Origin of the sequence: Burkholderia sp. 9777_1386, assembly GCF_015712265.1 — a bacterium.
GTDB lineage: Bacteria > Pseudomonadota > Gammaproteobacteria > Burkholderiales > Burkholderiaceae > Burkholderia > Burkholderia cenocepacia.
Map to the genome: position 1 here is coordinate 386,068 of NZ_JACCQB010000001.1, position 17,242 is coordinate 403,309.

Sequence of the window (17,242 nt, forward strand, 5' to 3'; positions counted from 1 at the left end):
TCCTAGTCTTGTCGAGCGCTTCGCCCCGAGGACGGTGGAGCGCGGCGGTGATGCCACGCCGCTCTTCGAACCAGATCTTTATACGAGAGACCTATGACCTATCTCGCAGATGAACGCATCGCTTTGACGGCAGTGGAATCCGCTCATATCCGCACGACGCTCGGCGCGCTCGACTACGACCCGGCCGGCGGCGCCGGTTATATCAGCGCGGTCCGCAAGCTCGCCTACAACGCGTTTCCCGACCGGGTCGTCGACGCATTCGATCGGGCGAAGGCGCCGACCGCCGACGCGCACGGCTCGATCGAGATCGACAACCTGCCGATCGACGACGGCGTGACGGGCAGCCCGCGGTTCGAGGAAACCGGCCGCTCGTTCAAGGCCGGCGTGTTGAGCGAGAACGTGCTGGTCGCGTTGAGCACGCTGGCCGGCGAGCCGTACTCGATCGCGCACGAAGGCCGCGAGCTGGTGAACAACCTGACCCCGCACAAGGCGACCGCGCGCGACTACACGGGCCTGGGGTCCGAGGTCGAGCTCGACTTCCACATCGAGAACGCCGCGCAGGCGCACATGCCGGAAGGCGACACGTCGCCGTTCGCGCTGCTGCTGCTCGGCGTGCGCAGCGAGGCGGGCGGCGGCCCGTACACGCGGCTCGCCGATGCGCGTCGCGCGCTGCAACTGCTGTCGCCGGACGACATTGCGCAACTCTACGGCGAGCACTACATCATCCGCGTGCCGTACCGGTGGCGCGGCGCGGCGCCGACGCCGCGCGACAACACCGACCTGAGCGCCGTGCTGTCGGGGCCGCTCGATGCGCCGCGCGTGACGGTCGCGTTCTATCCGGACATGGTGCTGGCGGTCAACCCGCGCGCGCAGGAAGCGCTGGCCAACCTGTATCGCGCGGTGCGCGAGGTGTCGTTCGGCGTGCAGGTGTCGCCGGGCAAGCTGGTGCTGATCAACAACCACTTCACGCTGCATTCGCGCGACCGCTTCGACCCGCAGTACGACGAGAACGATCGCGCGTTCCGCTGGGTGCAGCGTGTGTTCGTCGCGCGCAGCCTGTGGAATTTCCGTGCGTTCACGCCGCTGCAGGCGCGCGTGTTCGACCCGAAGGCGCTGTATGCGGGCGAGTCGGCGCAGGCGAGGCAGCCGGCGCCCGTCGTGCAACCGGCGCCGCGGCGTGCGGCCGCGGTCGAACTCGAAGCGACGCCTGCATAAAGGAGCCGGGCCGGGCGGCAAGGTACGCGCAACGTCACCGAACCGCCGCCCGCGCGTGCGCCACGCATCATCGAATAAAAAGGGATTCCACCAGACATGAGAAGCCGCGCTTTTCCCGTGACACACGTTGCCCGCTTGCTGGCCGCCGCGCTGATCGCCGGTAGCGCCTTCGCCGCGCAGGCCGCGTCGTTCGACCTGAGCCCCGAGCAGCCGGCCCGGCAGCGCGGCGCCGTGAACCCGGCGGTCGAGCAGGCGTTGCCGGCCGGTTTCCGGTTTGCCGAAGCGAATACGCTGACGATCGGCATCGCACCGAACCTGCCGCCGCTCAGTACCTATGCGACCGACGCGCGCACGGTGGTCGGCTTCGATCCCGATCTCGCGCAACTGATCGCGGACAGCCTCGGCCGCAAGCTGAAGATCGTGCCGCTCGCGTGGGCCGACTGGCCGCTCGCGCTGCAGTCCGGCAAGGTCGACGCGGTGATCTCGAACGTGACGGTCACCGAGCAGCGCAAGGAGAAGTTCGACTTCTCGACCTACCGCAAGGACCAACTCGGCTTCTACGTGAAAACCGGCAGCAGGCTGGCCGCGATCCGCGAGCCGAAGGATGTCGCCGGGCTGCGCGTCGTGACCGATTCGGGCACGAACCAGGAAAAGATCCTGCTCGAATGGAACCGGCAGAACGTCGCGCGCGGCCTCGCGCCGGTCGAGATCCAGTATTACGCGGATGCGGCCGAGCGGTGGGTCGCGCTGCAGTCGGGCCGGGTCGACACGATCTTCAGCGTGAACTCGATGCTCGCGTACCAAGCGTCGCTGCGCGGCGATGCGAAGCTGATCGGCACCGTCAGCGGCGGCTGGCCGCGCACCGCGGACATCGCGATCACGACCCGCAAGGGCAGCGGCCTGGCCGAGCCGCTGACGCTCGCGATCAATGCGCTGATCGCGAACGGCAGCTATCGGAAAGCGCTCGATCACTGGCGGCTGGATGCCGAGGCGATCGACCGGTCGCAGACCAATCCGCCGGGGTTGCCGCGCACCTGAACACGGCACGCGGCGGCGCTTGCGTGATCGGCCGCCGTTCGGCTGCACCGTGAAACGGCGGTTGCGATCCGGCTACGGTTCGACGCCGGCCTGTTTCGTGTCCGGCCGGCTGCCCGCGATCTCGATCGCCGTTTCCCAGCGGAAGTAGCCCGATACGGCGCCGTCGCGATCGAGCACGGCGAAATCGGCCGTGCACGTGGTGATGCCCGGGGCCAGCACCTCGCTGCGCCAGAAATGGTCTTTCATCGGCCGGCACGACGGATGCAGCAGGTCGTCGCCGTCCGGCACCGGGGTGGCGGCGTCGCGGATTTCCGCTTCGATCGGCGCGACGATGCCGGCGTCCTTCAGCGCGAACCGGATGAACAGCACGGTCACTTCCGCACGCAGCGCCAGCGCGGTTTCGCGCAAATGCAGCTGGTCGCCGGGCGACAGGCCGGCAAAGAGCCGGTTGTCGTTGTGGCCGACCTGCCCGGCGTCGCCGGGGCGCAACACGTAGATGTGCCGGCCGTCGATCACGGTCGGCGCGTCGGCGTCCCGGCTCGCATCGGGGTAGGCCGACAGCAGCGTGACGGCGTCGACGATCGCGAGACCATCGCAACGAACACCAGACATGAGCACGTCCTCCGCAACAAGGGAGCGGCACGGGCGGCCGTCGTGCGGCCGCCCGCGTGCCGCGATCAGTTATGGATCGAGATGAACGGATCCCACGAGAAGCAGCCCTGGCTCTGGCAGTTGCGATCGATGATCTGGAACTGGAAGTGGTAGGTCACGCGGCCGACCTTCAGGCATTCCGACGACCAGTAGTAGTTCGCGACCTTCTGGCACGTCGGCACTTCGGGCTTGCTGGTGTTCGGCACCGGGATCGACGCTTCCGCGACGCGCGGCGTCGGCGTCGAGATCAGGTCGTTGCCGACGTTGCCGATGAACTTGTAGAACACCACCTGGTTTTCGAAGCCCAGCGACAGGCTCGTTTCGCGCCAGCGGATCAGGTCGCCGACCTGCGCCTTCAGGTCGAGCTCGCCGCCCGCCTGCCCGGAAATGACGTTGTCCTGGTTGGTCACCATATAGACATAGCGCCAGTCGATCAGTGTCGGCGCCGCCGGATTCTTGCTGGGATTCGGATATTTTTTGAGAATGGTTTCGGTATCGAACGAAACGAGCACATCGGTAACGCGTGACATAGAAGCTCCCGTTTGAAGTAATGGGAATCATCGTTGCGCGAATTGCTTCGTGCAGCCGCCATCGCCTTGTGAGGCAAGGGTTTGCGCCGGTATCGGCACGTGCGGAGGCGACGGCTAATGCAGATTAGTCCGTTTGGTTAATCATGGAAGCTGTAAAAGTAAACAGGTCGGGAAAATGATTTTTAGAGTTAATTTTAAAATCGGAATCAATCGGGTCGATGCGTGACATAAATATCGCGACATCGAATCTGTTAATCGATCGACCGATTATCGGCGGGGGCGGGAAGGCGGCTGCTTACCGGTAGGTCCAGAGCCGGTGCAGCACGAACGTCGTCGGCGGGATCAGCAGTGCGATCGCGACGACGCCCATCGCGCGCGACGCACCCAGCGCCTCGGCGGCACGCGCGAGCAGCATCGTCTCGACGAAGCCGGCCAGCGTGACCGCGAGAAAGCGCAGCGCGTTGCGGGGGCGCACCGTCGACGAGAAGCTCCACAGCGTATTCGCGAGATACGAGAACGCGGTCGCGCAGAGGAACGCGATGGCATTCGCGGTCACCGGCGTCGCGTCGCGCAGCGCGAACAGCGCCGTCGCGACCAGCGTGTGGAGCGCGGTCGAGCCGAGCCCGGACACGCCGAAACGCACGAGCCGCGTGCGCTCGGCCTGCAGCAGCCCGATCATGGCGAGCGCGCGTTCAGCGCGCGCCGATGCGCGCCCGGACCGGCTGCACGCGCCGGCGGGCCGGCTGGCGGCGGGCGTCGCGCGCGACCGGCAGTTCGATCACCTTGCCGTGCGCCTGGTAGCGGCGGCGGATCAGGTAGACGGGCCGTTGCTTCGATTCGTCGTAGATCCGCCCGACGTATTCGCCGACCACGCCGATCCCGATCAGCTCGATGCCGCCGATGAACAGCGTGACCGAGATCAGCGACGCGTAGCCGAGCACCGGATTGCCGAACAGCAGCGTGCGCAGGATGATGAACGAACCGTACACGAACGCGAGCGCCGCGATGCCGACGCCGATGTAGGTCCAGCTGCGCAGCGGCACGGTGCTGAAGCTGGTGATGCCTTCCAGCGCGAAATTCCACAGCTTCCAGCCGGAGAATTTCGAGTGCCCGGCGCTGCGCGGATCGCGCTGGTACTCGACGATCACGGTCTTGTAGCCGACCCACGCGAACAGCCCCTTCATGAAGCGGTGCCGCTCGGGCAGGTTGCGCAGCGCGTTCACGACCTTGCGGTCCATCAGCCGGAAATCGCCGACGTTCTCCGGCAGCTTCACGTCCGACAGCAGGTTGTGCACGCGGTAGTAGATCGCGGCGGCGGTGCGCTTCGCGAACGAATCGCACGCGCGGTTGCTGCGCTTGGCCGCGACGACCTCCGCGCCGTCGCGCCAGTGGCCGATCATCACCGGGATCAGGCTCGGCGGGTCCTGCAGGTCCGCGTCGAGCGGGATCACCGCATCGCCCGCGGCTTCGTCGAGGCCGGCCGTCAGCGCGGCTTCCTTGCCGAAGTTGCGGGTCAGGTCGATGACGCGCACGCGCCGTTCGGCCGCGCCGATCCGGACCAGGCGTTCCAGCGTGTCGTCGCGGCTGCCGTCGTTTACGCAGACGATCTCGAAGCGGATCGCGTCGATCGCGCTCAGCAACGGAATCACGACGTCGAAGAAGCGTTCGACGGCTTCGCCTTCGTTGTAGAACGGCACGACCAGCGAAACGAGCGGCGTGTAGATGGGTTCCCGCATGATGATTCCCCTTGTGATGGCGCTTTACCGGCCGGCGCCGAGCGTCGGGCGGCCGGTGCGGCGCATGCCGTGCGCCGGGCGGTGGTGCGGTCGGAGCGGGTGGGTGAACCCGGTCTCGGTCGAGGTGTCGCGCGCGTCGGGCAGCGACGGCACGTCGCGTCTTTCCCGGGCGATGCGGCTGACGAGCAGCGCGAGCGATGCGAGCGTCACGAGCGGCATGAACTGGAACGACAGGTGCGGCACGATCGCGAGGCCCGCGAGCGGCATCGGCCACAGCAGCATCAGCCATTCGCGATCGAAGTGCCGCCAGCCGTGCGTCCATGCATAGCGCGCGTACCACGCGATCACGATGCCGTACCACGTGAGGTCGTAGTCGTACAGATACGGGCTGACGAGCAGGCACGCGCACGCGAGGGTCGCGGCGCGCAGCGCGTACGAACACGCGCCGCGCCACGCGTAGACGACGGCGCTCGCGGCGGCCGCGGCCGACAGCAGCTGAAGGCCGCGTGCGACGAGCGCGGGCCAGCCGGCCATCGTCGCGAGCGCGAACACCGTCGGCATGCGGGCGAGCTTCGCGTGGCCCGCATCGACGATCGCGTAGACGTTGCCGATCACGTGCATGAACGTGAGCCACGGGCCGATCCCGAACGCGAGCGTCGCGAGCGCGACGCTGACGGCGATCGTCGCGGCCCACGCGGCCAGCGCGCGCCATTGGCCCGCGCACAGCAGCGCGAGCGGGAACAGCACCGCGAGCTGCGGCTTCATCGTCAGCAACCCGAAGCAGATTCCGGCGCAGACGGGCCGCCGGTTCAACGCGAGCAGGCCGAGTGCGGCGAGCGTCGCGGTGAAGAGGCTCGTCTGCCCGACGATCACCGTGAGGAACGCACCCGGAAACGCGAGCGCGCACAGCCAAGCGGCGTCGCGCTGCACCGTGGCGCGCATCGTCGCCGCGAACAGCGCGATCGTGATGCCGAGCCACAGCACGACCGCCAGCGTGTACGGCAGCCAGCCGAGCGGCAGCACGAACAGCAGCATCGTCGGCGGATAGAGCCACGGCAGCGTGCCGTCCGCGAGCGTCATCGTCGGGACCGCGAGCTTCTGGACCGCGAACAGCGCGGGAAAATGCCACGCGTCCGCGCCGTGACCGTGCGCGGCGAGCCACGCGGCGCTCCAGACCGGCGAGAAGTCCTGCGACAGCGGTTCCAGCGCGCCGTGGCGCGACAGGAGGACGCGGGTCAGGTAGATCGCGATGAACAGCAGCTCGGTCAGCAGCACGGCGGCCGCGTAGAGGCGCACGCGATCGCGGTTGAGCCAGTGCGGATGGCGGCGCGGGCCGGCGATCGGGAGTTCCGGATGCACGTCGGCGGCCGAATGCGCGTGGCGGGCGAACGACGGCGCTTTCATCGTGCGCTCCGGGATGCGAGCGCCGTGCGGCGCACGACGACGAACAGCACCGCGAGCAGCACGACCGGCCCGATCTGCGGCAGCTTCATCAGCCGGTTCAGCATTTCGAAGATCGGCAGCAGCCACGCCAGCACGAGAATGCCCTGGTCGCCGGGCAGCCAACCTTCGTCGAGGCCGTGTGCGATCAGGCAGAAGATCGCGATGCCGAGCCACGTCAGTTCGTAGTTCCACAGATATGGCGTCGTCAGCAGGGTGGCGACCGCCAGTACCGCCCCGCGCAGCCGCATGTCACGCGTGCGGCGCCAGACGTCGACGGCCGCGGCGAGCGCGACGAGCGCGACCGCCGCCTGGGCGGCCAGCGCGGCCGCCACCGGCGCGCCGGCGAGCCGCAACGCGGCGAACGGCGTCGGCGACGCGAGCCAGTACGACGCGAGCATGAAGTGCTGCGCGCGTACCGTCGACAGTGCGTGACTCAAGCCGTGCAGCGCGGCGGGGCCGGCCAGCGCCACGCCGGCCGCCGCGAACAGCGTCGCGCTGATCGCCGCCGCCGCGAAGGTGCGCCACGCACGCGTCGCGATCAGCACGAACGGGAACACGACGGCGAGTTGCGGCTTGATCGCGAGCAGCCCGATCAGCACGCCCGCCAGGACCGGACGCTTGCCGAGCAGATGCAGCGCGAGCGCGGCGAGGCCGGCGGTCAGGATGCTGTTCTGGCCGAACAGCGCGGACATGCACACCGCCGAATACGCGACGACGACGAGCGCCGCGGCGCGCGGCACGGGAAGATGCGCGCGCAGCCCCGACAACCGCGAGACGGCGAGCGCGTAGCATAAAAGACTGCCCGCGAAAAAGAGGAAGTAAGCGGGCAGGAAAGGCACGAGGGCAACCGGCGCGATGAACAGCAGCATCGTCGGCGGATAGAGCCAGGGAAGCGGCCGGTTTTGCAGATACGCACCGAAGTGCGCGAACTCGGCCTGCAGGAATGAGGACGTGTCGTAAGCCGCCGCGGCATGGCCTTGCAACACGAGATGCGATGCGGTCCAGAAGACCGAGAAGTCGGTGCCGGGGCGGGCGGTGGCGTTCGACGTGAAGCCGTCGGTCACGACCGCCCAGACGATCAGCAGCGCAGCGAAGAGCATCAGCATGATGCAGCTGTACGGAATGATCCGGTCGGCCGTCAGCCATTGAGCACAGCGTATTGCGCGATCGCGCGTTCCACGATTGGCTGTGTACATGATGCCCCGTCTGTCGTGTGGCCGCGTGGTCTGTCGCGGCCGTTTGATGTTGTGGTGCCTGCGGATCGAATCGCTCTGAAATGGCGTTGTCCGGTGAATTCATTGTTGAAGAAAAAATCGCGTGATGCAAACCACGCACGGCCGGCCGGCATTTAATGTGTTCAGCGATTCGGGTGAAAACCGCCATTTCTGGTATGAGAAAACGCCGCCGCCGGGATTCGTGTTTCTGGCCTGAAACATTCCGCGATTTTTACCGGCTGTGCGTGCCGCCGAACCCGCAGCGCGCGGGCGGTCTGCCGCGTTCGGGAAAATCCCGAGAAAATTTTTTAGGTCCTTCGTGCAGCGCCACGACGGGCTTTCGTGCCGGCCGCATGCGCCCGAACCGTATATATCAAAGTTGAAACATTTCGGCGGTCGGGCGTTTGGCGGAGGTTTGCATATATCGCTGAAACCCTTGATGCGTCTCGATTCCGACCGGGATGGTCCGCTCTTTGCGTAAGCGTTGGCACGGCAGTCGACGACGTGACGACCGGGCGGTTCCGGCAGGCAGCAGAGGAACCGGCTCGCGAATCACCTGCGGAACAGACAGTCCGGAGCGCGTCGGGGAACACGCAGCTCCAGTCCGATCAACCGCGGCAACCGTCGTCGAACGACCCAAGAGACCCGGTGGATTCAGGGCAATAAGAAATCGGCATGGCAGTACATGGGGAATAAAAATGAAAGACCACAGCACGTCGCGGATCGCAAGCCGCGTTAAAGACACACTGCAGCTTTGCCGGGAGTTCATCTCCCGTTCAACTGGATTCCATGCGTCGAACGGCCGTCGCGCCGTTCCGGTCGATCGACTCGTCCGGTTCATCCGGCCGGTCGAACCGTACACGCGTCTCTCATGCTCCGCCTCGCCGATACCCGTTCGCACGGACAACGCTGGTCCACCCCGTTGCCGCGACTGATCGTCGGCTTCCGATTTTTCGAGTAGTGCCGGTGGTGCCCACCCCCCGACGTCCTGACCGACGAAGGGTATTTCATAGCAGTCCGAAAGGAGAATGCTCATGTCAAGAATCATCGAAAAGATCGCGTGGTTCGTCCAGGATCAGGACGGCGTGACGGCCATCGAGTACGGCCTGATCGCCGCGCTGATCGCGATCGGCATCGTCGCCGCGCTGGCGACGGTCGGTACGGATCTGAAGACCGTGTTCAGCACGATCGCCGCGGATCTGGACTCGGCGGTAGCAGGCATCTGATGGACGGTACGACGAACGGCTCGTTCGAATCGTTCGTCGGCGCCACACGGCATCAACGACATTCCTCGACGTATCGAAGCACGGTCATCCGACCAGCCGGTGCGCGAGGATTTTGAAAGTCACCACGCAAGGAGATCACCATGTCCAAGCTCATTCAACAAGCCAGCCGTTTCGTTCGCGATGAAGATGGCGTGACCGCCATCGAATACGGCCTGATCGCCGCGCTGATCGCAGTCGGCATCATCCTCGCGCTGTCGACCATCGGGAAGGACCTCAAGACCGTGTTCAGCACGATCGCGGCCGACCTCGATTCGGCGGTGGCAGGCATCTGATGGAGCGTGCCGCGGACGGCTCGGCTGGTGCAGCGTTCGAGCCGTCCCCGGCCATCCGACCAACCGGAAACCGGAGACCATCATGCAAGCCATCATGCGTGTCGCACGTTGCTGGATCGCCGACGAACGAGGCGTGACGTCGATCGAATATGCGCTGCTCGCGTCGATGTTCGCCATCGCGGTACTGGGTAGCGTCGTCACGCTGAAGGGCTCGCTCGGCGCTGCGTACGAGATGATCGCCGCGGCCGTGACGGCTGCCGTGACCACCGCCGTGACCACCGCGCTGTCCATGGTTTCCTGATCCACCGATTCGATTCGCGAGGTTCGCCATGTTTCCCGTTGCGCCGCCTTACCCGGTTCCGTTGTGCGTGACGCTGCTCGCGGTCGCCGCGGCCAGCACGGACATCGCGACCCGTCGCATTCCGAATCGTCTCGTCTTGCTCGGCCTGGTCGGCGCATTGATCGCCCAGTGCCTGTTGCACGGCGTGCCGGCGGGCGTGCTCGGCTGGCTCGCCGGGGCGGCAACCGGCTTCGGCCTGCTGCTGCCGTTCTACCTGTTGCGCGGAATGGCGGCGGGCGACGTGAAGCTGATGCTCGCGATCGGCGCGTGGGTCGGCGCGGAAATGACCTTTTACATCGTGCTGGCCACGTTCCTGGCCGGCGGGATCGGCGCCATCGCCTACGCGCTGCTGCGCGGGCGGATGCGCCAGATGTGGGCGAACGTGCGCACGCTGATCGTGCGGCGCTCGCCGGCGGCGCGCGCCGAGGCCGACGACGGCCCCGCCGGGATCACATCGGTCGGCACGCTGCCGTACGGTGTGGCGATCGCGGCCGGCACGCTGGGCATGCTGTTCGCGTCGTGCGCATAGCGCGGCGGTTCCGTCACGAAGACGCAACGAGGACGCAACGAGGACGCAACGATCATGAACACGAACCACACCGAACCGAGACGCGACGCGCAGGTGGCACACCTGCCCGATCCGCTGCCGTCGCGGGAGGTCCATACGAAGCTGGGCGCGCAGCTGCCGTCGGCGCCGCGCTCGCTCGCGGAAACCGGGCTGAGCATGGCGTTCGTCGGCGGCCTCGTGCTGAAGTCGACGCTGGTGCTCGGCCGCCCGTCGTACGGCGATCTGGTCGAGCGGCACTGCCTGCCGCTCGCGGTGCTCGACGAAGTCTTCGCGTTCCTGGTGCGCGAGCATCTGGTCGAGTTGACCCATCGCGGCGCGACCGATCTCGACGTGACGTTCCGCCTGACCGATGCAGGCCGCGTGCTCGCGCTCGAGGAACGGGAACGCAGCGGCTACAGCGGGCCCGCGCCGGTGACGCTAGATGCGTACCTCGCGAGCGTGGCCGCGCATTCGGTGCGCAAGCTGCACATCGGCCAGAGCGACGTGTGGGCCGCATTCGAAGGCGTCGTGATCGACACGGCGGTGCTCGATGCGGCGGCCGCCGCGCTGAACGCGGCACGGCCGCTGCTGATCTACGGCCCGGCCGGCAGCGGCAAGACCTTTCTCGCCGAACGGCTCGGCGCGCTGATGCACGGCCGCGTGCCGGTGCCGTACGCGATCTGCGCGGCCGGCGAAGTGATCCAGGTCTACGACCCGCTCGTGCACGTCGACGCGGAAGCCGCGGGCGCCGGCCAGTCGGTCGATCGCCGGTGGCGCCTGTGCGAACGGCCGGTCGTGATGTCGGGCGGCGAGCTGACGCTCGACGAGCTCGACCTGCGGCGCGACGAAGCGGCCGGCTTCTATCAGGCGCCGCCGCACATGAAGGCGAACATGGGCATGTACGTCGTCGACGATCTCGGTCGCCAGCGCGTCGAGCCGCGCGACCTGCTCAATCGCTGGCTGCGTCCGCTCGATCGCGGCGTCGATTTCATGACGCTCGAATCCGGCAACCGCTTCGTGCTGCCGTTCGACGTGTGGCCGGTGTTCTCGAGCAACCTCGCGCCGGAGCAGTTCTGCGACGACGCGTTCATGCGCCGCCTCGGCTCGAAGCTGCACGTCGGCGCGATGTCGATCGACGACTACCGCGCGGTGTACGACGCCGCTTGCGCAGCGCTCGGGCTCGTGTCGGCGAGCGATGCGTTCGAGTTCCTGCTGCATCGGCTGCATCTGCCGACCGGCAAGGCGTTTCTCGCGTGCTTTCCGGCGGACCTGCTGCGCCTCGTGGCCGCCGGCGCGCGTTACCGCGGCGATCCGCCCGAGGTGACGCACGACGCGCTGTACGACGCGTGGGCGAGTTACTTCGGCGCGGCGCCTGAACGGGACGGCGGCCATCCACCGCCCGTCGAGCGCGGAGGCCGGACGTTCGTCACCGGTTGAGCGGTTTCTTTCACGATTCGTCGAGGAGCATTGCCATGAAAAACAGTCGAGCGGTCATGATGCTGGTCGTCGCGATGATCGCGGGTCTTGCCGCGGTCGTATTCGCTTCCCACTGGCTGATGCAGACATCCACGAGTTCGGTCACGTCCGTCGCGGTGGCCACCACCGACCTGAACCTGGGCGAGCCGCTCGGGCCGAACCAGATCCACATGGTGAGCTGGCCGTCCGGCAGCGTGCCGACCGGCGCGTTCACCGACACGAAGGCGCTCGAAGGGCGCGTCGTGCGCACCAGCCTGTCGCGCGGCGAGCCGGTGATCGAATCGAAGCTCGCGCCGGTCGGCACGAAGGGCGGGCTGTCCGCGGTGATCGCCGACGGCAGCCGCGCGATCACGGTGCGCGTGAACGACGTGGTCGGCGTCGCGGGCTTCGCGCTGCCGGGCAACTACGTCGACGTGATCGTCAACACGCAGGAACAGCAGGGCAAGACCGACGGGCAGAGCATCTCGAAGATTGTGCTCGAGCACATCCTCGTGCTCGCCGTCGCGCAGCAGGTCAGCCGCGACGACACGGCGCCGAAGGTGGTCAACGCGGTGACGCTGGAAGTCACGCCCGACCAGGCCGAACGGCTCGACCTCGCGCGCAGCGTCGGCACGCTGTCGCTCGTGCTGCGCAACCAGGTCGACCAGAAGACGCTGAACACCGACGGTGCGACCAAGCTCACGCTGCTCGGCAAGGAGCCCGCACCGGCAGCGCCGCCGGCGCCTGTCCACGTACGGCCGGTCCGCGTGCACGTCGCCTCGCACGCGGCGCCGGAAGTGCGGCGCGACTGCGTCGGCGTGCTGACCGGCGTGAAGGGCAGCGTCGAATGTTTCTGAAGCAGATCGAACCAGCCAGACCAACAAACCGGCCGCCGGCAACGCGCGGCGGCCTTGGAAGTCGATAACCGGCACGGCGCCGGTCTCTCGGGGGATCAGACGAAATGAAGATCAAACCGCAACGCACAGGTACCGGCCCACTGCGCACACGCGTCGCACGGGGCACGATGATGACCGCGATCCTCTGTTCGGGATGGCTGACCGTGTATGGCGCGCTCGCGCAGGAAGGCATCGAATCGGCGGTGCTGACGAAGGGCGGCGCCAGCGCGCCGGCCGCGGTCGGCAAGGGGCCGATGCAGATGACGATCAGCATGGCGCCGGTGCCGGCCGCCGCGCCCGCCGCATCGGCGGGGCCGCTGCGCGGGCCGAACTGCGTGGGCGCCGTGCGCGAATCGACCAGCGTCGCCGTGCCGCTCGGCAAGTCGCTGCTGGTGCCGATGCCGGAACCGGTGCGCAACCGGACGATCGGCAATCCGGCCGTCGCGCAGGCGACGATGGTGTCGCCGCAGACGCTGTACATCCTCGGGCTCGCGGTCGGCACGACCAACATGATCGTGCAGGGCAAGAGCGGTGCGTGCCGCGTGATCGACGTCGCGGTCGGCGCGGATGCCGGCGGCCTGCAGGCGTCGCTGCTGCAGCTGATGCCGAACGAGCGCGACATCCACGTGTCGACCGCGGCCGGCACGATCGTGCTGGCCGGCACCGTGTCGAGCTCGCAGGCCGCGCAGCAGGCCGTGCAGATCGCCCATGCGTACGGCGACAGCGCGGGCGATGCGGCGGGTGGCGGCAAGCAGGGCGGCGGCGTGCTCAACATGCTGAACGTCACGTCGCCGCAGCAGGTGATGCTCGAGGTGAAGGTGGCCGAGGTGTCGAAGACGCTGATCAACCAGATGGGCAGCGCATTCAACATCCAGGGCGGCTTCGGTTCGTGGAGCGGTGCGCTGGTCAGCAACCTGCTCGCGGGCGTCGCGAGCGGCGCGGTGTTCAACAAGGCGAACAACCGGCCGTTCAGCATCGCGGCCGACGCGCAGAACACCGACAACCTCGTCAAGATCCTCGCGGAGCCGAATCTCGTGACGATCAGCGGCCAGGAAGCGACGTTCCTCGCCGGCGGCAAGATCTTCATCCCGATCCCGCAGAGCAGCGGCAACGGCACGTCGTCGATCACGCTGCAGGAAGAGGAATTCGGCGTCGCGCTGAAGTTCACGCCGACCGTGCTGGCCAACGGCCGGATCAGCCTGAAGGTCGCGCCGGAAGTGTCGGAGCTGTCGCAGACGGGCGTCACGCTGAGCGCGACCAACATCGGCGGCACGTCGATCCTGCCGCTGATCACGACACGGCGCGCATCGACGACGGTGCAGATGAGCGACGGCGAATCGTTCGCGATCGGCGGGCTGATCAAGGACAACGCGACCGGCGCGCTGAAGGCGATCCCGGGTGTCGGCGAAGTGCCGGTGCTCGGCGCGCTGTTCCGCAGCACGTCGTTCCAGCAGGATCGCACCGAGCTGATCTTCCTGATCACGCCGCACCTGGTGAAGCCGCTGCAGACCGCGGACGTCGCGCTGCCGACCGACAGCTTCTCGAAGCCGAACGAAGTCGACGTGTATGCGACCGGCAACATGGAAGGCCGTGGCGGCGTGCGCAAGGCAGGCGCGCAGCCGATGCAACCCGCGAACGGCGCGGCCGCCGCCCCGCAGACCCCGGCCCAGGCCCCGGCGCCCGCGCCGGCGCCGCAATCGGAAGCCCCGGTCGCACCGGCCGCGCTGCCCGCGCCGCGTGCTCCGCAAGACGCCGACGTGCAGCCGCCGGTGCCGGCCGAGCCGCCGAAGGCGCCGGCGCCGGTCGCGGCCGCCGGCCCGCAGCCCGACCCGGCCACCGCGGCGCGTGTCGCGCGCATCGAAGCCGCCGCCGCGCGCCTCGCGGCAGCGGGCGCCGAACCGTCGGCCCAGCCGGCGGCGCGCCCGAAGCACCGGATCGCGGCGGCGCCCAAGGCGCAGATCGCGCGCGCCGGCGCGGAACCCCAGTCCACCGATCGTTGAAGCCATCCAAGGGGAAGCTCATGAAATCCGCCTACCTCGTATTCGTGCGCCGCGCGGCGCTCGCCGTTCCGCTCGCGTTCGCGCTTGCCGGCTGCATGTCGTCGACCCCGGTGTGGGACAGCCGCTTCGGCGACTCGGTCCGCACCGTGATGCAGGCCCAGATCATCGATCCGCATGCCGGCGAGCATCCGGCGTCGGCATCGGGGATCGACGGCAGTGCCGCCGCGGCCGCGCTCGACAACTACGACAAGTCGTTCAAGCAGACCGTGCCGCCCGCCAATGCGTTCGTGATCGGCATCGGCAAGGCTACCCAGTAACGACACCACGCTCAGGGAGAACGCCATGAACAGCGCAGCCCGCCATCCGAAAGTCACGCGTCGCGGCCTGCATCGCCAGCGCGGTGCCGTCGCGATCATCGTCGGCCTTTCGCTGGCGGTGATGATCGGATTCGTCGGGCTCGCGCTGGATCTTGGCAAGCTGTACGTTACGCGCAGCGAACTGCAGAACAGCGCCGATGCCTGCGCGCTGTCCGCCGCGCGCGACCTGACTTCGGCGATCAGCCTGTCGGTGGCCGAGGCCGACGGCATCGCCGCCGGTCACCTGAATTTCGTGTTTTTCCAGAAGACGTCGGTGCAGATGTCGACGAATGCGAACGTCACGTTCAGCGATTCGCTGACCAACCCGTTCCTGACCAAGAGCGCGGTCACGAAGCCGGCGAGCATCAAGTACGTGCAGTGCACCGCGACGCTGAGCAACATCGCGCACTGGTTCATCGAGGTGCTGAACGTGCTGCCGGGCACGAAGCTCGCGAATGCGGCGGAAGTGTCGGCGAGCGCGATCGCGACCGTCGGCGGCGGGCAGACGACCTGCGCGATTCCCGTGTTCGTGTGCCGCGGCCCGTCCGATCCGGCCTACAAGGTCGGCGACTGGATCTCGTCGCCGTCCGGGTCGTCGTCGACCTACGGGCCCGGCAACTTCGGCTGGGCGGCGCTCGACGGCTCGACGAACGAGACGACGCTCGCGAGCGAGCTGTCGGGCAATACCTGCAACATCACGAGCCCCCCGGACCTGAGCACCACGGGCTTGAAGTCGGCGGCGCAGCGGGCCTGGAACACGCGCTTCGGGATCTATACGAACGGCGCGAACGGCTCGAGCGGCCAGCCCGACTTCACCGGCTACGCGTACGTCGGGCCGAACTACGGGCCGCCGGGAACGCCGGGCATCAAGGGTGACGCGTACACGCAGTTCGTGGCCGACCGCGCGAGCTTCAAGCCTTACCAGGGCGACGGCGCACCGCCGTCGGGCAGCGGCATCGCGACCAACGGCACGGCGACGGCGAGCAACTACCAGACGTTCGGCGGCGATCGCCGCGTCGCGCTCGCGCCGGAGGGCGACTGCTCGACGCTGTCCGGCAGCAGCGGCAAGGTGCACATCACGCAATGGGATTGCGTGCTGATGCTCGATCCGCTGCCGTTCAGCGCCGGCAGCGGCCCCGTGGTGGCGCACCTCGAATACCTCGGCTCGTCGGTTTCCGGCAACAACCCGTGCGCGACGCACGGCTTGCCCGGCAGCGGCAGCGCGTCCGGAACCCAGGTTCCGATGCTCGTTCGATAACGGAGAGACGATCATGAAGAAGCCGTCGATTCGTCGTTCGCGCGCCCGCGGCGCCGTCGCCGTCGAGTTCGCGCTCGTGCTGATGCCGATGATCATGCTGGCGACCGGCGTGGCGGAGTTCGGCCGCGCGATCTACCAGTACGAGACGCTGACCAAGGCGACCCGCGACGCGGCGCGCTACCTGTCGGTCTGGCTGCCGACCGACAGCGCGTATCCGGTGGTGCAGGCGCAGTGCCTGGTCGTGTACGGCAGCACGACGTGCGGCTCGGCCGGCAGCGAGCTGGTGCCCGGGCTCAAGACGTCGATGGTCACGATCTGCGACGCACAGCACACGACCGGCTGCAGCGACGCATCCGATCCGTCGCAGTTCGCGAACCTGCCGACCTACGACGCGGACAACAACAGTTCGTCGAGCGGCTCGGCGGCGGGCGCGATCAACGTCGTCGAAGTGAAGATCAGCGGCTACAAGTACCAGCCGATTCCCGCGTACCCGGGACTGCCGTCGATCACCTTCGGCAACATCGTCACCGTGATGAGGCAAGTGTCATGAACGCACGCCGCTTTCCGCCATCACGCCGGCGCGCCCAGCGCGGTGTCGCGATCGTCGAGTTCGCCCTCATCGCGTCGGTGCTGATCATGCTGCTGATCGGCATCTTCGAATTCGGTCGCGTGCTGTTCTACTGGAATACCGCGAGCGAGGCCGTGCGTCTCGGCGCGCGCACGGCGGTCGTCTGCGACGTGAACGCCGCCGGCGTCGTGAAGCGCGTGCGGTCGCTGCTGCCGCTGCTGTCGGACGCGAACGTGTCGGTCAGCTACACGCCGACGAGTTGCGACATCAACACGTGCTCGTTCGTGACGGTGAGCGTCACGAACGTCACCGTCAAGACCATGATCCCGTTCGTGAACGTCACGGTCAGGATGCCGCCGTTCACGACGACGCTGCCGCGCGAAAGCCTGAGCTCCGCGACGGGCGGCTCCGCCTGCAACTAATCGAACACACGAGGC

19 protein-coding genes are annotated in these 17,242 nt (G+C 67.7%); 13 read left to right on the forward strand and 6 right to left on the reverse strand.

The features are described 5' to 3' along the window. Nucleotides 1-93 precede the first annotated feature (93 nt). Both H0X91_RS01665 and H0X91_RS01670 read left to right on the forward strand, forming a co-directional pair. Entirely contained in the window at nt 94-1,215 is a 1,122-nt protein-coding gene (locus H0X91_RS01665) for a TauD/TfdA family dioxygenase (RefSeq protein ID WP_006498081.1), read from the forward strand. 96 nt (nt 1,216-1,311) lie between these two features. Beyond that, nucleotides 1,312-2,253 carry an ABC transporter substrate-binding protein gene (locus tag H0X91_RS01670; protein ID WP_058903895.1) on the forward strand — a complete coding sequence of 314 codons (942 nt, stop codon included), beginning with the start codon at nt 1,312-1,314 and terminating at the stop codon, nt 2,251-2,253. Nucleotides 2,254-2,325: 72 nt separating this feature from the next. Here the strand turns inward: H0X91_RS01670 and H0X91_RS01675 are convergent, their stop codons facing one another. The 6 genes from H0X91_RS01675 to H0X91_RS01700 form a co-directional block, all read right to left on the reverse strand. Further along, nucleotides 2,326-2,865, reverse strand: a complete 540-nt coding sequence (locus tag H0X91_RS01675) for an AidA/PixA family protein (protein WP_058903896.1) — start codon at nt 2,863-2,865, stop codon at nt 2,326-2,328. 65 nt (nt 2,866-2,930) lie between these two features. Then, nucleotides 2,931-3,434, reverse strand: a complete 504-nt coding sequence (locus tag H0X91_RS01680; RefSeq protein WP_006483191.1) for an inclusion body family protein — start codon at nt 3,432-3,434, stop codon at nt 2,931-2,933. 295 nt (nt 3,435-3,729) lie between these two features. Next, nucleotides 3,730-4,113, reverse strand: coding sequence for a GtrA family protein (locus H0X91_RS01685; protein ID WP_006498083.1), 384 nt, complete (start codon nt 4,111-4,113; stop codon nt 3,730-3,732). Nucleotides 4,114-4,126: 13 nt separating this feature from the next. Then, nucleotides 4,127-5,170 (reverse strand): glycosyltransferase family 2 protein, encoded by a 1,044-nt coding sequence (locus tag H0X91_RS01690; protein WP_196432749.1) that lies wholly within the window; start codon nt 5,168-5,170, stop codon nt 4,127-4,129. A gap of 24 nt (nt 5,171-5,194) precedes the next feature. Then, the gene (locus H0X91_RS01695) at nt 5,195-6,574 is read right to left on the reverse strand and encodes a glycosyltransferase family 87 protein (RefSeq protein ID WP_059723830.1); all 1,380 of its coding nucleotides are present in this window, start codon (nt 6,572-6,574) and stop codon (nt 5,195-5,197) included. Further along, on the reverse strand, nt 6,571-7,809 hold the full coding sequence (locus H0X91_RS01700; RefSeq protein WP_012493711.1) for a glycosyltransferase family 87 protein: 1,239 nt from the start codon (nt 7,807-7,809) through the stop codon (nt 6,571-6,573). Before H0X91_RS01700 ends, H0X91_RS01695 begins: the two co-directional genes overlap by 4 nt. Nucleotides 7,810-8,861: 1,052 nt before the next feature. On the opposite strand from H0X91_RS01700, the gene H0X91_RS01705 reads away from it, so the two are divergent. The 11 genes from H0X91_RS01705 (at nt 8,862) to H0X91_RS01755 (ending at nt 17,227) form a co-directional block, all read left to right on the forward strand. Next, nucleotides 8,862-9,053: a Flp family type IVb pilin gene (locus tag H0X91_RS01705; RefSeq protein ID WP_006483618.1), complete on the forward strand. Its 192-nt coding sequence runs from the start codon at nt 8,862-8,864 to the stop codon at nt 9,051-9,053. Between the two features lie 140 nt (nt 9,054-9,193). Then, the gene (locus tag H0X91_RS01710; protein ID WP_006483622.1) at nt 9,194-9,385 is read left to right on the forward strand and encodes a Flp family type IVb pilin; all 192 of its coding nucleotides are present in this window, start codon (nt 9,194-9,196) and stop codon (nt 9,383-9,385) included. An 82-nt stretch (nt 9,386-9,467) separates the two neighbouring features. Then, nucleotides 9,468-9,686 (forward strand): Flp family type IVb pilin, encoded by a 219-nt coding sequence (locus H0X91_RS01715; RefSeq protein ID WP_006498088.1) that lies wholly within the window; start codon nt 9,468-9,470, stop codon nt 9,684-9,686. Between the two features lie 28 nt (nt 9,687-9,714). After that, complete coding sequence (locus H0X91_RS01720) at nt 9,715-10,254, forward strand: A24 family peptidase (RefSeq protein WP_006483615.1); 540 nt, start codon at nt 9,715-9,717, stop codon at nt 10,252-10,254. Nucleotides 10,255-10,308: 54 nt separating this feature from the next. Further along, a complete protein-coding gene (locus tag H0X91_RS01725; protein ID WP_196432750.1) occupies nt 10,309-11,709 on the forward strand; it encodes an ATP-binding protein in 1,401 nt (466 codons plus the stop codon). A 35-nt stretch (nt 11,710-11,744) separates the two neighbouring features. Beyond that, nucleotides 11,745-12,584 carry a Flp pilus assembly protein CpaB gene (gene cpaB / locus H0X91_RS01730; RefSeq protein WP_034204006.1) on the forward strand — a complete coding sequence of 280 codons (840 nt, stop codon included), beginning with the start codon at nt 11,745-11,747 and terminating at the stop codon, nt 12,582-12,584. A gap of 104 nt (nt 12,585-12,688) precedes the next feature. Next, nucleotides 12,689-14,623 (forward strand): type II and III secretion system protein family protein, encoded by a 1,935-nt coding sequence (locus H0X91_RS01735; protein ID WP_043205887.1) that lies wholly within the window; start codon nt 12,689-12,691, stop codon nt 14,621-14,623. A 20-nt stretch (nt 14,624-14,643) separates the two neighbouring features. Beyond that, entirely contained in the window at nt 14,644-14,940 is a 297-nt protein-coding gene (locus tag H0X91_RS01740) for a hypothetical protein (protein ID WP_006486293.1), read from the forward strand. 25 nt (nt 14,941-14,965) lie between these two features. Beyond that, nucleotides 14,966-16,237, forward strand: coding sequence for a pilus assembly protein TadG-related protein (locus tag H0X91_RS01745; protein WP_006486279.1), 1,272 nt, complete (start codon nt 14,966-14,968; stop codon nt 16,235-16,237). 13 nt (nt 16,238-16,250) lie between these two features. Further along, nucleotides 16,251-16,787, forward strand: coding sequence for a TadE/TadG family type IV pilus assembly protein (locus H0X91_RS01750; RefSeq protein ID WP_196432751.1), 537 nt, complete (start codon nt 16,251-16,253; stop codon nt 16,785-16,787). After that, the gene (locus tag H0X91_RS01755; protein WP_006498094.1) at nt 16,784-17,227 is read left to right on the forward strand and encodes a TadE/TadG family type IV pilus assembly protein; all 444 of its coding nucleotides are present in this window, start codon (nt 16,784-16,786) and stop codon (nt 17,225-17,227) included. The genes H0X91_RS01750 and H0X91_RS01755 overlap by 4 nt, the downstream gene beginning before the upstream one ends. Nucleotides 17,228-17,242 lie beyond the last annotated feature (15 nt).